The organism is Aeromonas sp. R2-3, assembly GCF_040908375.1.
GTDB classification, from domain to species: domain Bacteria; phylum Pseudomonadota; class Gammaproteobacteria; order Enterobacterales; family Aeromonadaceae; genus Aeromonas; species Aeromonas veronii.
The window spans coordinates 164,007-178,188 of record NZ_JBFODP010000022.1 but is presented as its reverse complement, the minus strand read 5'-3'; the positions used below and the strand labels follow the sequence as shown (position 1 = coordinate 178,188).

Here is a 14,182-nt window from a genome sequence, read left to right as displayed (position 1 = left end):
CTCAGCTGCTGGCCAGAATGCGTTGCAGGCGTTCGGTCAGTACCTGCTCCAGCATGGCCTGGGTCTTGAACTGGGCCGGATAGTCGATCTGGATCTGCTCACCCTTGAGCTTGTCGATCTCGCCCTGCATGTAGCGGGTGGCGCTGTTGTCGGTGTCGAAATACTGGGTCAGCCAGCGTTGGGCCTTGTCCAGGCTGTCTTCGTAGAGCGCCTGCTGCTCGCGATAGACGGAGAGCTGGGCCTGCAACAGCTTGGTTTTGAGGTTTTCACGCAGGAAGATCTCCTGCTGCGGCGAGAGCAGCGCCTCGACCGCGCCATCGCGGCGACGGATGGTGACGAAGTTCTCGGTGAACTTGACCCAGTTCTTCTTCAGATTGCTCTCCCACTCGTCGGGATTGGTGCTGACCGCCTGATCCGGCTCGGCCTTGGCTTCCGGCATGCTGACGGTGGAGAGGGGCAGCAGCTCGATCTGGTCTGACAGCGCGGCCAGCTTGAGGGTCAGCCCCTCGCGGTCGATGCGCGGCATCCCCTTGAGCTTGGCGATATCCTCGGCCAGCGCCTTGCGGATCGGCATCAGGCTGGGGTCGTTGAGGGCGGCGATCCGCTCGTCGGCATTGCCGAGCAAGGTGATGGCGGAGACGAGGTCATGCTCCAGCCACAGTTTGCGGCCCGCCATCCGTACCAGATACTCGGATTCGGCCAGCATCCAGTCGTTGGGGCGCTTGTCATTCAGATCCAGTACCCGGTTCTGTAGACCCTGCATCTCCCCCTGCAGCCGCTGCTGGGTTTGATCCAGCGCAGCCAGCTGCTCGGCATCCTTGCTGCTGGTCTGGTCGATCTTGCTCAGGGCGCTCGCCAGCTGCTGCTTGAGCTGGGCCAGTTCGGCCTGCTGGGCTACCGCATTCTTGTGACCGTGCAGATAGAGACCGCCGGTCAGGCCAAGGGCCAGCAGGATGGCGACCCCTCCCAGTACTGCACCGGAGCGGCTCTTGCTGCCATTGACCACAGCGGTCGGCTGGGGTTTGACCTGGGATTCTTGTTGTTCTGTCATTCCATCTTCCTCAGTTCCAGAGCGGCCGTCAGGGCCTGGTTGGATGCACCTTGGGCAATCGTGATATGGATAAAGCCCGCAGCGCTGGCCATCTCGGCCACGCGCGGGCTGGGGACCACCAGCAGGTGGTCAAAAAGCCAGGGCCGCTGGTGGTCGGGAACCAGCTCCAGCAGCCGTTGCAGCAGTTCACCACTGGTAATGAGCAGGCTGTCCAGCCCCGCTGCCTGCCAGTGGTGGGTCAATCTGTCCCCGTCAAACTCGGGGTAGTGGCGCTCATAGGCCGCACAATAGTGCACCAGAGCACCGCGTGAGGCCAGCGTGCTGGCAATGAGATCCCGCCCGCCATTGCCGCGCAGGATCAGTACCCGTTTGCCTGCTATCTGCTGCAGGGCGGGCAGGGCCAGCAGCCCTTCGCTGCGCGGGTCATCCGGGCAACTTGCCGTGATGCCTATGGCTGCAAACGCATCTGCGCTGGCCTGACCCACCGCAAAGTACTCAATATGTGGCCAGGTCTGACCAGTTTGCAACAGAAAATCGTGTGCAAAATGAACAGCATGGATGCTGACGGCGATAACCGCGTCAGCACTGCGCAACAGGTCGGGCAGGAGAGGGAGTTCGCTGCCCGCCACGGTTTCCAGCAGCGGGCAGCAGAGTGGTGCATGACCGTGCTGGCGCAGCAACTGCACCAGCTCGGCGGCCTGGGCGGCCGGACGCACCACCAGCGGGGTCATGCGCGGTAGACCTCGGCCAGGATCTCGTCGGCACCGGCGGCCAGCAGGCGCTGGGCCAACTGCTCGCCGAGGGCCTCACCATCGGCCAGCGGACCGCGGATCTCGTCGCGGATCACCTGGCTGCCATCCGGGCTACCCACCAGGCCACGCAGCCAGATCTGCTCGCCGTCGACCAGTGCGTAGGCACCGATAGGAACCTGACATCCCCCTTGCAGGGCGCGATTCATGGCGCGCTCGGTCAGCACCCTGGCGCGGGTCTCGGCGTGTTCCAGCGGCGCCAGCAGAGCGTGCAGTTCAACATCGTCGAGGCGGCATTCGATACCGACGGCGCCCTGACCGTTGGCAGGCAGGCTCTGCTCCGGCTCGATAAAGGCGGTGATGCGGTGCGCCATCTCCAGTCGTTTCAGACCGGCGGCGGCGAGGATGATGGCGTCGTATTCACCGGCATCCAGCTTGGCGAGGCGAGTGTTGACGTTGCCACGCAGGTCGCGGATCACCAGATCCGGGCGGGCGGCGCGCAGCTGGCACTGGCGACGCAGGCTGGAGGTGCCGACCACGGCCCCTTGCGGCAGTTCGGCAATGGCCTTGAAACGGTTGGAAACGAAGGCATCACGGGGATCTTCTCGCTCGCAGATGGTGTGCAGACCGAGCCCCTCGGGGAACTCCACCGGCACATCTTTCATGGAGTGAACGGCGATATCGGCCCGCCCTTCCAGCATGGCGGTCTCCAGCTCCTTGACGAACAACCCCTTGCCACCGACCTTGGCCAGCGGGGTATCGAGGATCTTGTCACCCTGAGTGCTCATGGGCACCAGTTCGACCTGCAACTGCGGGTGCAGGGCTTCGAGCCGGTCTTTGACAAAGTTGGCCTGCCACAGGGCCAGCGGGCTCTTGCGAGTGGCAATTTTCAGGGTTCGGGCTGCCATATCAATCAGTTGTTTCATTTTTAGAAGGAAATCGATATTACCACCCTTTGCCCGGGCTTTCATGGCGGAGCCGGCAAAAGCGGGGCCAAGCTCAAAAATGCATGCTGAAAATGATTTTCATTAAGCAAGTGGTGTTGATTAATTCATTGAATGTATTGGAATTTAATGATTTCCCCTGATACTTGATGTGGTCATACCAGAAATAATCTGGCGTTTAGCTGAAGGCTTGTTTACCACCGCTGTTTGCATTGTTAACATGATCACACTTTTTTGACGTATCCCCCTTTTGGTGCGTCATTTTCACTTAGGTGATAGGCAGGGCATTGCAGGAACACATCGATACGCTGGTTGCGCGTTATGACGATATTACCCGTCTCAAGACGCAACGGGCGTTAGGCCTCATGAGTCGCTATGGGCAGCAGGTATTCCAACTGCTGCCTGTCATGCTGCACTTCAATCATCCCCTGCTGCCCGGTTATGTCTCCGGTGATGTCCCTCATGGCATCTGGAGCTTCAGCGCCACCGCCGAGCAGCAAGCCTTTATCGATGACCTCTGTCGCAACGCCAACTGTCAGAGTGGTCTTGCCACCCATGATCGGGCCATTCAGGGGCTCTACTCCATGGGCAGCACCTCCTCCATCGGTCAATGCTGTCACTCCGATCTCGATATCTGGGTCTGCCACGTGGCCGGTTTGTCGCAGGAGCGGCTCGATCTGCTGGAGCTGAAATGCCAGCAACTCTCCAAGTGGGCCGAACAGCGCGGGGTCGATCTCAACTTCTTCCTTATCCCAGAAGACAAGTTCCGCCAGACCAACGATGCCCAGATGCAGGGGGAGAGCTGCGGCAGTGCCCAGCACCTGCTGCTGCTCGACGAGTTCTACCGCAGTGCCATGCGTATCGCGGGCAAACGCTTGATCTGGTATCTGGTGCCCACCGAGTGTGATGATCACTACGATGCGTATGTGAACGAGCTGTTCGAGAGCGGCAAGCTCAAGCAGGACGACTGGCTCGATCTCGGCAGTTTTGAGCGTATTCCGGCCGAAGAGTATTTCGGCTCCGCCCTGTGGCAGCTCTACAAGGGGATCGACTCCCCCTACAAGGCGGTGCTCAAGTCGGTGCTGATGGAAGCCTACTCGCACGAGTATCCCAATACCCGCCTGCTGTCGATGATCGGTCGCGACTGGTTCCAGCACAACGAGGGGATGCACTACCGGCTCGACAACTACTGTCTGATGCTGGACAAGGTGACCAACTACCTCAAGTCCATCGGCGACATGGCGCGGCTCGATCTGGTGCGCCGCTGCTTCTACCTCAAGGTGTGCGACGGGCTCAGCCATCCCAAGGATGATCACTCCCCCGAGTGGCGTCGCGAGCAGATGAGCCAGCTGGTCTCCTACTGGGGCTGGAGTCAGGACAAACTTTATCAACTCGATCATCGCCATGAGTGGAAGATCGAAGAGGTGAAGATCGCTCATGCCGAGCTGCTGGAAGCCCTGATGCAGAGCTACCGCAACCTGATCCAGTTCGCCCGCCGCAACAACATCAGCGAGTCGATCAACCCGGAAGATATCGGCATTTTGTCGCGCAAACTCTACGCAGCGTTCGAGAGCCTGCCGGGCAAGGTGCAGCGCATCAACCTCAAGATCGCGCCGGATCTCAGCGAGCCGGATCTCAGCTTCGTGCAGGTGCCCCACGGTCGCCTCAACCGCGCCGGCTGGTATCTCTACAAACATTCGCTGGAGCCGGTGGACATCATTGGCCGCGCGCCGCTGGAGTTCAACGGCTACATCAGCAAGCTGGTCTCCTGGGCCTACTTCAACGATCTGCTGACACCCCAGTCGCGGGTGCACCTGTTCAATCAGGGCTCGGATCTGCACATCGACAATCTGCACCAGTTCTGCCGCGATCTCTCCGGCTGCTTCCCCGAGAAGTACCCGCTCGCTACCAACCTGGCCCTCAGTCGGCCGTGCGAGATCCGTCAGCTCTCCATCTTCCTCAATCTGGAGATGGACCCGACCAGCCATTGGGTCGGTCAGGTGATCGAGTTTGACGCCAACACCGTGGATGTCTTCTCGTTCGGTCGCAATCAGGAGTGTCTGGTCGGCTCGGTGGATCTGGTCTATCGCAACTCCTGGAGCGAGATCCGTACCCTGCACTTCCAGGGGGATGAAGCCGTGGTCGATGCCCTCACCACCATCCTCGGCAAGATGCATCAGGATGCCGCCGCCCCCGAGATGATCGAGGTGTTCTGCTACAGCCAGCACTTCCGCTCTCTGGTGCGCTCCCGCTTCCAGACCTTGGTGGCGGAGTGTATCGATCTGCGGCTGGCCCGCGACAAACAGCAGCTGGTCAAGACCATGGCCCTTGGCCGCGAGAAGTACGGCATCTTCTTCGAGCGGCGCGGGGTGTCGGTGAAGAAGCTGGAAAACGCCATCGATTTTTACCGTCACATCTCCCACAACAAGCTGGATCACCTGCCGCTGCGGCTCGACAAGACCCACAGCCAGCATCTGCCGAGCATCGTCGATGCCTACGCCAGCGAAGGGTTGGTGCAGTTCTTCTTCGATACCCGGGATGCGGGCACCAACATCTACATCCTCGATGAGGCGAACCGGGTGGAGATCTACCAGCACTTCGCCGGCAACAAGGATGAGCTGGTGGCGGGTGTCAACCGCTTCTATACCTCCAATCACGAGCGGTTCAGCGATGACGGTCAGTTCATCAACTTCAACCTGCCCCAGTACTACGAGATAGTACAAGTGAACGGCGAGCTGGATGTGATTCCCTATCGCAGTCAGGGCACTCTGCGCGAGCAGGTGCCGCCCACCCGGGAAGTGGGCTGACCCGCCAGTTGGAATCGCCATAAAAAACGGCCTGCAGATGCAGGCCGTTTGCTTTATCGGGTAGCTCAGGCCCCGAGGCGAGCCAGCAGCCAGCTGCGAATGTCGCCCAGCTGCGGACGACAGATCTCGTGACGCATCGGGTACTCGTGCCACTCGGGGGCGAGCCCGGCGCTTTCCAGCCGGTTCTTGGCATCCCAACCCAGCGACAGGCTCACCACATCGTCGTAGATGCCGTGCATGTAGCAGATGGGCAGGGTGCGAGCAGCCTCGCTTATTTCTCCGAGCAGCTTGTCGGGGGCGGCCAGATAGGTGGACATGCAGAGCAGGCCCGCCAGCGTTGCCTGAAAGCGCAGCGCGGTGAAGGAGGCAATCACCCCGCCCTGAGAGAAACCTGCCAGCACAATATGCTCGGGGGCAAACCCGTCGGCCACCAGCTGATCGAGCAGGGCGGCAATCTGGTCGGCCGATTCACGGACATGGGACTCAACGGCCCGCTCGGCGGGATCCTCGAAGCTCTTGATGTCGTACCAACCGCGCATCTTGTAGCCCATGTTAATGGTGATGGGGCGCTCGGGGGCATCCGGCAGCAGGTGACGTACCGGTAGCTCGGCGGGCAGGTCCAGCGCGTCCACCAGCGGGGCGAGACCGGCGCCGGAATCACCCAGCCCGTGCAGCCAGATCACCGCGTGACGGGCGCCCTGCGGGTGCAGGTCGATCATGGGAACACCACCTCTTCGCCCGCCTGGGCGGTGCAGGATTGGCTCAGCAGCGCCTTGAGCTCGTGGCCGAAGCGGTTGTCGATCCAGGTGTCACCCTGCAGTTCGAAGTGGAAGCCGTTCTCGCGGGTGGCGACCCAAATCTGGTGCAGTGGCTCCTGCTTGTTGATGATGACCTTGGTCTTGTTCTCGAAAGAGAGGGTCAATACGCCGCCGTTGCGTTCGCAGTCGATATCCGGATACCCCTCGTCGAGCGTGTCTTCCACATATTGGAAAAAGGCGTCTGTCAGGGCGTGATACTCGTGATCCTTCATCGGTTTATCCTGTTGCTTTTAACAATGTGAGTGCGATTATAGAGGGCCAAAAAATTTTTCGCAGCGAACCATTATGATCACTCAGTTCACCAAGTGTCTGCTTGCCACTCTTCTGTCCCTCGGGTTGGCCGCGTGCGGTCTGAAGGGGCCGCTCTATATGCCGCCCCCCGAGCAGCCACAGAGCCAGAGTACACCGCAAGCAGCACCGCCTGCGACCACTGAGGCTGCCACCGAGGCCGCGCCGCACTAATGCCGCACCCATTCTAGGAAGGAACCGCCCCCTTGGATCACTTTAACTACGACGCCGACGGCCAGCTTCAGGCCGAGCAAACCTCGCTGCAACAGCTTGCCGAGCAGTACGGTACCCCGCTTTACGTCTACTCCCGTGCGACCCTCGAGCGCCACTGGCACGCCTTCGACAAGGCCGCTGGCGATATTCCCCATCTGATCTGCTATGCGGTGAAGGCCAACTCGAACCTGGCGCTGCTCAACCTGCTGGCCCGACTGGGCTCGGGGTTTGACATCGTCTCCGGTGGCGAGCTGTCGCGGGTTCTTGCGGCGGGCGGTGATCCGGCCAAGGTGGTCTTTTCAGGCGTGGCCAAGAGTGAAGCGGAGATGCGCCTGGCGCTGGATAAAGAGATCCTCTGCTTCAATCTGGAGTCGGAGGCCGAGCTGGAGCGCCTCAATCGGGTGGCGGGCAGTATGGGCAAGAAGGCTCGCGTCTCGGTTCGGGTCAATCCGGATATCGATGCCGGTACTCACCCCTATATCTCCACTGGCCTCAAGCAGAACAAGTTCGGCATTCCCATCGAGCTGGCGCCAGCCATCTATCGCAAGGCGGCCGCGATGGCGAACATCGAGATCGTCGGGGTGGATTGCCATATCGGCTCGCAACTCACTGAATTGAATCCCTTTATGGAAGCGGCTGACAAGTTGCTGCGGCTGATCGACGGTCTGGCTGCAGAAGGCATTCATATCCACCATCTGGACGTGGGGGGCGGCCTTGGGGTCAACTACGGTTCCGAGCAGCCACCCCATCCGACCGAGTATGCCGAAGCGCTCAAGCAGAAGCTGGCGGGCCGGGATCTGACCCTGCTGTTCGAGCCGGGCCGTGCCATCGTCGCCAATGCCGGTGTGCTGCTGACCCGGGTCGAGTACCTGAAACCGGGCGAGACCCGCAACTTCGCGCTGATCGATGCAGGCATGAACGACATGCTGCGCCCCTCGCTCTACGGCGCCTGGATGAACATCATCGAAGTGGATAGTCGTGCCGGCCATGTTCCCGCGCTCTATGACGTGGTGGGCCCGGTGTGCGAGACCGGTGACTTCCTCGGCAAGGAGCGCACCCTGGCCATTGCCGAGGGGTCGCTGCTGGCGGTGCGTTCGGCCGGTGCCTACGGCTTTACCATGTCATCCAACTACAACACCCGTCCCCGTGCCGCCGAAGTGCTGGTGGATGGTGCCGAAGCACACCTGATCCGCGAGCGTGAGCAGTTGGCCGATCTCTGGCGCGGTGAGCACCTGCTGCCCTGATGGCGCAGGCTGGGACAATGATTTCATAACGGTTGACGGTGAGTTTTTACAGCCCTGACAGCACAGGAATGCACGATGTGGATAGATTGTTCCAGGATGCATGTGGCTTTGGACAACGACTTCATGGCGCTTGGCGACCCTTGGTTCGGTGAATTTTTACAGCCCTAACAGCACAGGAATGCACGATGTTGATAGATTTTTCCAAGATGCATGGCTTGGGCAACGACTTCATGGTGGTGGATGGCGTCACCCAGAAGGTATTTTTCAGCAATGACGTCATCAAGAAGCTGGCAGATCGCCACTTCGGGATCGGCTTTGACCAGCTGCTGCTGGTGGAGCCGCCCTATGACCCTGAACTCGACTTTCACTATCGCATTTTCAATGCCGATGGCAGCGAGGTGGAGCAGTGTGGCAACGGTGCCCGCTGTTTTGCCCGTTTCGTGCGTCTCAAGGGGCTGATAAACCGGGATCGCATCGCGGTCAGTACCGCCCGGGGTCGCATCGTGTTGCAGCTGGAGGGGGAGAACCAGGTCACGGTCAACATGGGGGTTCCCCAGTTTGAGCCGGGCAAGATCCCGTTCCGGGCCCAGAAGGCAGAGAAAACCTATCTGCTGCGGGCGCAGGAGCATACCGTGATGTGTGGCGTGGTCTCCATGGGCAATCCCCACTGCGTCATCGAGGTGCCTTCGGTCGCCGATGCGCCGGTCGAGACGCTCGGTGCCATCATGGAGCGCCACGAGCGTTTTCCCGAGCGGGTCAACGTTGGCTTCATGGAGATGGTCAATGCCACCGAGATTAAGCTGCGTGTATTCGAGCGGGGCTGTGGCGAGACCCTGGCCTGCGGCACCGGTGCCTGTGCGGCGGCGGTGATTGGCATCAGTCAGGGCAAGCTCAAGGAGCGGGTCACCGTCAGTCTGCCGGGCGGCAAGCTGACCATCGCCTGGAAGGGGCCGGGCCAGCCGGTCTATATGACAGGTCCTGCCGAGCATGTGTTTGACGGCCAGATAGAGGTTTAGCCGATAAAGGTTCAGGTACGGGGGGCGTTGGCCCCCTTTGCCCATGATGTCGGGGCAGCGAGCCCCATTTCTCTGATGGATCAACCAATTTATGAGCGAACTCAAACGGCAGGAGCAATCGGTGGATGAAGCCACTGTGCTGGAGTACCTGGCCCGTTATCCCGAGTTTTTCCAACGCCATGCCACCGTGCTGGACCGGATCCGCATTCCCCATGAACGCAAAGGGTCGGTCTCGCTGGTCGAGCGTCAGCTGGAGCGTCAGCGCGAGCGGATCGAACAGCTGGAGCAGGAGATCACCGAATTGATGGGGATCGCCAGCGAGAACGAGCGGATCTTCCGGGTCTATGCCGATCTCTACGGCGAGCTGTACGGTTGCCAGACCCTGTTCGAGGTGAGTGCCGTGATGGGCAAGGCCTTTGTCCAGCGGCTGCGCCTGACCGGGCTGCGGCTCTGGCTCAATCCCAAGAAGTTTGCCCTGAGCGGGCCCGAGCAGCGCTTTCTGGCACAGGGCAAGCAGCTCGAATCCCTGCTGGGTCAGCGTCTGCCGGGGCAGGATTACTACTTTGGCCGCTTGAGCCAGAGCGAGAAGCAGGCGCTGTTTGGCCACGATGTGCTGGTCAACTCGGTGGCCCTGATGCGGCTCGGCGATCTCGGTGTGCTGGCCTTCGCCAGCTCGGATCCCGGCCACTTTACTCCCCACAACGACACCCTGCTGCTGGGCCAACTGGGGCGCCTGCTGCAACTGCGTCTGCCCGAGTTGACTCATGGCTAGAACACCGGCCAAAGCTCCCGTCGTCGCACCGCCACTGCCTGCGGCACTGGCTGACGAGCTGGCGGCCTTTATCGAATACCTGAGGGTTGAGCGTCAGCTCAGCCCTCATACCCGCAATAACTATCAAGCCCATCTGGAGGCGATGACCGCCGAGCTGGTGGCCCTCGGGCTCACTGACTGGGGTCGGCTCGAGGCGAGTCAGGTGCGCACTCTGGTGACCCGGATGCACAAGGGAGGCCTTGCTCCTCGTTCCCTTTCCACCAAGGTCTCGGCCCTGCGCAGCTATTGCGACTGGCAGGTGCGGCAGGGGCGACTGACCGCCAATCCGGCCCGTGGCATCGTCACCCCGAAACAGGGGCGGCCGCTGCCGAAAAACCTCGATGTGGACGAGATGCACCAGCTGCTCAACATCACCGACGAGCAGGATCCGCTGGCGGTGCGGGATCGCGCCATCATGGAGCTGATGTACTCCTCAGGGCTGCGTCTGGCCGAGCTGGTGGGGATCAATCTGGTGGATCTGAAGCTCGACGACCGCCAGCTCAAGGTGACCGGCAAGGGCTCGCGGGAGCGGGTGCTGCCCATCGGCCGGATGGCGGTCGAGTGGCTGCAGAAGTGGCTCAAGGTGCGCCCGCTGCTGGCCGGGGATGAGAGCGAGGCGCTGTTTGTCTCCAGCCGCAAGCAGCGGCTGTCGGCCCGCTCGGTGCAGGCCCGCCTCGATGGCTGGGGCAACAAGCAGGCGCTCAACGCCCACGTCCATCCCCACAAGCTGCGCCACAGCTTCGCCACCCATATGCTCGAGTCTTCCGGCGATCTGCGGGCAGTGCAGGAGCTGCTGGGACATGCCGACCTCTCCACCACCCAGATCTATACCCACCTCGACTTCCAGCATCTGGCCAAGGTCTACGACAGCGCTCACCCCAGGGCCAAGCGTGACCCGGATGCGCAGGATGATGAATAACGGGCCCTGAGCACCGTTGCAGAGGAGAGTCCATGCACTTCTATCGCCGCTGGCAGCCGGTTGCTGCCATCTCGTTTGACCTCGATGACACCCTCTATGACAACGGCCCCGCCATCGTGCGCGCCGAGCAGTGGATGCTGAGCCATCTGCGTAGCGAATATCTGGCTACCGCGATGCTCGACAAGCCGCGCTGGCTGGAGTTAAAACGCGCCGTGTTGCTGGCCAACCCCGAGCTGCGCCACGATGTCAGCCTGGCGCGTCAGCAGACCATCCGTACCGCCATGGTCGAGGGGGGGATGGCCGACCAGCAGGCCAGCCGCGAGGCGGAGCAGGTCTTTGCTGCGTTTCTGGCAGAGCGCTCGAAGATCGAGGTGAGCGAGTCCACTCATCAGCTGCTGGCCAGACTGGCCGAACGCTACCCGCTGGTGGTCATCACCAACGGCAATCTGGATCTGGCGCAGGCAGGGCTGGATCGCTACTTCACGCTGGTCTGCAAGGCTGGGGCGGGCGCCAGAATGAAACCGGCACCGGATATGTTTGAGCAGACCCGCAGTACCCTCAAGCTGCCAGCAGAGCGGATCCTCCATGTGGGGGATCATCCCGAGACCGATGTGCTGGGTGCCCGTTTGCACGGCTTTCGCGCCGCCTGGCTCAACGAGCGGCAGCAACCGTGGCAACAGCTGCAACTGTTGCCGGACGTTGAGCTGATGGCACTGGAGGAGCTGGCCGAGCTGCTGCTCTGATGGCGCTGGCGGATGGCCACGCTCAGGCGGCAATGATTACCGGTAGATGGCTGTTACAGGTAACCATCCAGGATCACTATTTGCGACAAACCAGCCCGAGCAGGGTGTAGCGGTCGCGCTGGTTGACGCGGCAGTAACTGATACCGACGGGCAGCGCCTGCTGCAGGGTGATGGCGCTGTTCTGATAGCGGCAGACCAGATAGAGGGGGCGCAGGCTGCTATCGAGCTGGCTCCAGTAGTGGATCTCGTCGCTGTCGCCATTATCCGGTTTGAGTTGGGCCAGTTCGGCAGGATCTCCGTCGAACAGGGCCAGATTATCGAGCCGGTGGCTGAGGGTTTCGTCCGGTTTGCCATCGTCATTGCGAGTGAACGCTTGCCAGCCCTGCTGCGGGGTCAGCAGCTGCTGGCGAGTCTCGATGGTGGCGGGACAATCAAATTGCAGGCTGGCGGCAAGGGCCAGGGTAGTCAGTAACATGGCTGCGGTTCTCTCTTCACGTCCTCAATACGATGCCATGCTACGTCATCTTCCGCCGAACAGCTTCATCAGTTTATCAAGCAGATCAAGCTGTTGTGGTGGTTGCTTCATGGCTTCCGCCTCCCGCTCCAGCAGCGCCCGCTGCTCCTGCTGGCGGTCGCTCAGCACCCGGTAGAGGGGCTCGACCAGCGACTCGCGCTGCATCACCAACTCCTGAAACATTGCCTGATTGATGCGATAGGTTTCGACGGTGGCCACCGCCCGCACCGTGAAGGAGCTGGGCTCGCCGGTGAGCAGGCTCAGTTCGCCAAAAAAGTCTCCCGCGTTGAGCGTACCAAGCTTCAGCTCTCGCCCTTCGACATTGACCACCATCTCGGCTTCCCCTTTGACCAGTACGAACAGCCAGCTGGAGACATCTCCCTGCTCCAGCATGATGTCGCCGCTGACGAAGGGGGCGAACTTCACCTGATCGGCCAGCTGAAGCAGCTCATTCTCCTGCAACATGGCAAACAGCGGCAGCTTGCGCAGGGTATCGGTTCGTTCGGCGGTGTGGCGCTTGTGGCGGGCATCCAGATGCTGCTTCTCCTTGGCCATAAAGACGTTGAAGATCGGCGGGGTGAGGCGGCGATCGTTGCGGCGCAGGGCGGCATCGATCAGGCTGCGCACCATGGAGTCGGTCGGATCGTCGCGAGCCAGGTCAGTGAGCCAGTAGCGCACCGCATAGCGGGCGATGCCCCCCTCGACATTCATCAGCAGGCAGTCCGGTTGCGGATGCTTGGCGACACAGGGGAGCTTGGTCTCCCGCAGGGATTTCTCGATCAGCGCGATGATCTGGGTCGGCAGGGTATCCAGGGTCAGATCGAACCAGACCCAGCGCCGCCACTGCAAGGGTTCGCCACGGCGACGCCCGAGCACGGTGAAGCGCTGTTTAAGCAGGTGGCTGTTGGGGATGACGACTGTCTCCCAGTTGCGGGTCTCGATGGTGGTGGCACGCCAGTTGATCTCCACCACCCGGCCCTGGGTGGTGTCGACTTGCAGCCAGTCACCGATGGCGATGGAGTTGTCGAGCTGAATGGAGACCCCGGCCAGCAGGTTGCCCAGGGTGTCCTGCATGGCGAAGGCGATAACCGCGGTGATGACCGCCGAGGTGGTGACTATCTCTCCGAGCGCCATGCCGGAGGCGTAGAGGCGAAACAGACCCCAGCCGATATAGCCGATGGTGATGACGATATCGGCGATGATCCGCGGGATCCGCACATGGCAGAGGGGGAGCAGAAACTCGAACAGCAGGATCCCCCATATCTTGACCAGTATCAGGCCGGCTAAGAGGGTGGAGATCTCGATCAGCAATTGATGGGGCAGCGGCAGTTTGAACCAGCCCCCTTCCAGCTGGATCAGCAGGATCACCACCGCGCTAATCATCACGAAACTGAGCTCGGAGAGCAGCTCCCGTCGCTGTCCCGGACGGCGCCAGAAGTGGATCAGCATCAGGGAGAGGGTGAGCAGGGTCCAGAACGGGTGTTCGCCAATCCAGATCAGCGTCGGTAGCGCGGTGAGGTTTTCGCCAGCCATAGCAGCACCTTATTGTGGTTTTATTTCCAGCATAGCTGCTGCGGCGCGGGGAAATGGTGCGTTGGGGCGGCAATTTATTTATCCTGTGCAGAACCGGGCAAAGGAGTGCGATTGAGTGAAATTTTCAAAGAAAATCATCTGTTTGATGGCTCTGTTGCCATTGGCGGGCTGCGACCTGCTGGCCGAGAAGTATCGGGTCGAATTCCGGGATGGCTCCTGGCGTGAAATAGCCATTACCCCCTTCTCCAGCGAGGCGCGCTGGCGCGAGGGGTGTGCCACCGGCGAGGTGCTGAGTGATATGAAGGTGCCCATCAAGCGGGGTGACACGGTCAATGGTCGTGAGCAGTTGCTGATCGGTGGTGAGAAGTTCGAGCTGGATGACAACAACCTCTACCGCAGCAACGGCATGGTGTTTGGCCATTCGCCTGACCATATCCAGCGCGGGCTCAAGGGGATGGATATCTGCCGTACCCTGCGCCCCGAGCGGGGCGGACTGCCCAAGCTCAAGGCGCGCGGGTTTGGCGACTGAATC

15 protein-coding genes are annotated in these 14,182 nt (G+C 61.2%); 8 read left to right on the top strand and 7 right to left on the bottom strand.

The genetic code is table 11. The annotated features are described in order from the left end of the window. Nucleotide 1 precedes the first annotated feature (1 nt). Genes AB5Z02_RS11450 through hemC form a run of 3 tightly spaced genes read right to left on the bottom strand, consistent with a single transcriptional unit; the run spans nucleotide 2 to nucleotide 2,708 of the window. Nucleotides 2-1,051: a uroporphyrinogen-III C-methyltransferase gene (locus AB5Z02_RS11450; protein ID WP_076495577.1), complete on the bottom strand. Its 1,050-nt coding sequence runs from the start codon at nucleotides 1,049-1,051 to the stop codon at nucleotides 2-4. Then, a complete protein-coding gene (locus tag AB5Z02_RS11445; RefSeq protein ID WP_213387569.1) occupies nucleotides 1,048-1,782 on the bottom strand; it encodes a uroporphyrinogen-III synthase in 735 nt (244 codons plus the stop codon). Before AB5Z02_RS11445 ends, AB5Z02_RS11450 begins: the two co-directional genes overlap by 4 nt. Continuing rightward, nucleotides 1,779-2,708, bottom strand: coding sequence for a hydroxymethylbilane synthase (hemC, locus tag AB5Z02_RS11440; protein ID WP_139495464.1), 930 nt, complete (start codon nucleotides 2,706-2,708; stop codon nucleotides 1,779-1,781). The genes AB5Z02_RS11445 and hemC overlap by 4 nt, the downstream gene beginning before the upstream one ends. 323 nt (nucleotides 2,709-3,031) lie before the next feature. On the opposite strand from hemC, the gene AB5Z02_RS11435 reads away from it, so the two are divergent. Continuing rightward, complete coding sequence (locus AB5Z02_RS11435; protein ID WP_368216015.1) at nucleotides 3,032-5,551, top strand: class I adenylate cyclase; 2,520 nt, start codon at nucleotides 3,032-3,034, stop codon at nucleotides 5,549-5,551. 65 nt (nucleotides 5,552-5,616) lie between these two features. On the opposite strand, the gene AB5Z02_RS11430 is transcribed toward AB5Z02_RS11435, so the two are convergent. Together AB5Z02_RS11430 and cyaY are read right to left on the bottom strand one after the other, a co-directional pair. Further along, nucleotides 5,617-6,270 carry an alpha/beta hydrolase gene (locus AB5Z02_RS11430; RefSeq protein ID WP_120416089.1) on the bottom strand — a complete coding sequence of 218 codons (654 nt, stop codon included), beginning with the start codon at nucleotides 6,268-6,270 and terminating at the stop codon, nucleotides 5,617-5,619. Further along, nucleotides 6,267-6,581, bottom strand: coding sequence for an iron donor protein CyaY (cyaY, locus tag AB5Z02_RS11425; protein ID WP_069554181.1), 315 nt, complete (start codon nucleotides 6,579-6,581; stop codon nucleotides 6,267-6,269). Before cyaY ends, AB5Z02_RS11430 begins: the two co-directional genes overlap by 4 nt. 73 nt (nucleotides 6,582-6,654) lie before the next feature. Here cyaY and AB5Z02_RS11420 point away from each other — a divergent pair, with 73 nt between their 5' ends. The 6 genes from AB5Z02_RS11420 (at nucleotide 6,655) to AB5Z02_RS11395 (ending at nucleotide 11,603) form a co-directional block, all read left to right on the top strand. Then, nucleotides 6,655-6,831, top strand: coding sequence for a lipoprotein (locus AB5Z02_RS11420; protein WP_019444858.1), 177 nt, complete (start codon nucleotides 6,655-6,657; stop codon nucleotides 6,829-6,831). Nucleotides 6,832-6,863: 32 nt separating this feature from the next. Continuing rightward, nucleotides 6,864-8,114 carry a diaminopimelate decarboxylase gene (gene lysA / locus AB5Z02_RS11415; protein ID WP_335817905.1) on the top strand — a complete coding sequence of 417 codons (1,251 nt, stop codon included), beginning with the start codon at nucleotides 6,864-6,866 and terminating at the stop codon, nucleotides 8,112-8,114. Nucleotides 8,115-8,299: 185 nt separating this feature from the next. Then, the gene (gene dapF, locus AB5Z02_RS11410; protein ID WP_005336371.1) at nucleotides 8,300-9,130 is read left to right on the top strand and encodes a diaminopimelate epimerase; all 831 of its coding nucleotides are present in this window, start codon (nucleotides 8,300-8,302) and stop codon (nucleotides 9,128-9,130) included. 91 nt (nucleotides 9,131-9,221) lie between these two features. Beyond that, nucleotides 9,222-9,902: a DUF484 family protein gene (locus AB5Z02_RS11405; RefSeq protein ID WP_231720009.1), complete on the top strand. Its 681-nt coding sequence runs from the start codon at nucleotides 9,222-9,224 to the stop codon at nucleotides 9,900-9,902. Beyond that, nucleotides 9,895-10,860 carry a tyrosine recombinase XerC gene (gene xerC, locus AB5Z02_RS11400; RefSeq protein ID WP_231720008.1) on the top strand — a complete coding sequence of 322 codons (966 nt, stop codon included), beginning with the start codon at nucleotides 9,895-9,897 and terminating at the stop codon, nucleotides 10,858-10,860. The genes AB5Z02_RS11405 and xerC overlap by 8 nt, the downstream gene beginning before the upstream one ends. Nucleotides 10,861-10,892: 32 nt before the next feature. Continuing rightward, a complete protein-coding gene (locus tag AB5Z02_RS11395) occupies nucleotides 10,893-11,603 on the top strand; it encodes an HAD-IA family hydrolase (RefSeq protein WP_368216014.1) in 711 nt (236 codons plus the stop codon). Nucleotides 11,604-11,679: 76 nt separating this feature from the next. On the opposite strand, the gene AB5Z02_RS11390 is transcribed toward AB5Z02_RS11395, so the two are convergent. Next, nucleotides 11,680-12,078 (bottom strand): STY0301 family protein, encoded by a 399-nt coding sequence (locus tag AB5Z02_RS11390; RefSeq protein WP_005336367.1) that lies wholly within the window; start codon nucleotides 12,076-12,078, stop codon nucleotides 11,680-11,682. A gap of 45 nt (nucleotides 12,079-12,123) precedes the next feature. Then, entirely contained in the window at nucleotides 12,124-13,650 is a 1,527-nt protein-coding gene (locus AB5Z02_RS11385; RefSeq protein WP_021231830.1) for a cyclic nucleotide-binding domain-containing protein, read from the bottom strand. A gap of 145 nt (nucleotides 13,651-13,795) precedes the next feature. Here AB5Z02_RS11385 and AB5Z02_RS11380 point away from each other — a divergent pair, with 145 nt between their 5' ends. Then, the gene (locus AB5Z02_RS11380) at nucleotides 13,796-14,179 is read left to right on the top strand and encodes a hypothetical protein (RefSeq protein ID WP_040069030.1); all 384 of its coding nucleotides are present in this window, start codon (nucleotides 13,796-13,798) and stop codon (nucleotides 14,177-14,179) included. The last annotated feature ends 3 nt before the right edge of the window (nucleotides 14,180-14,182 follow it).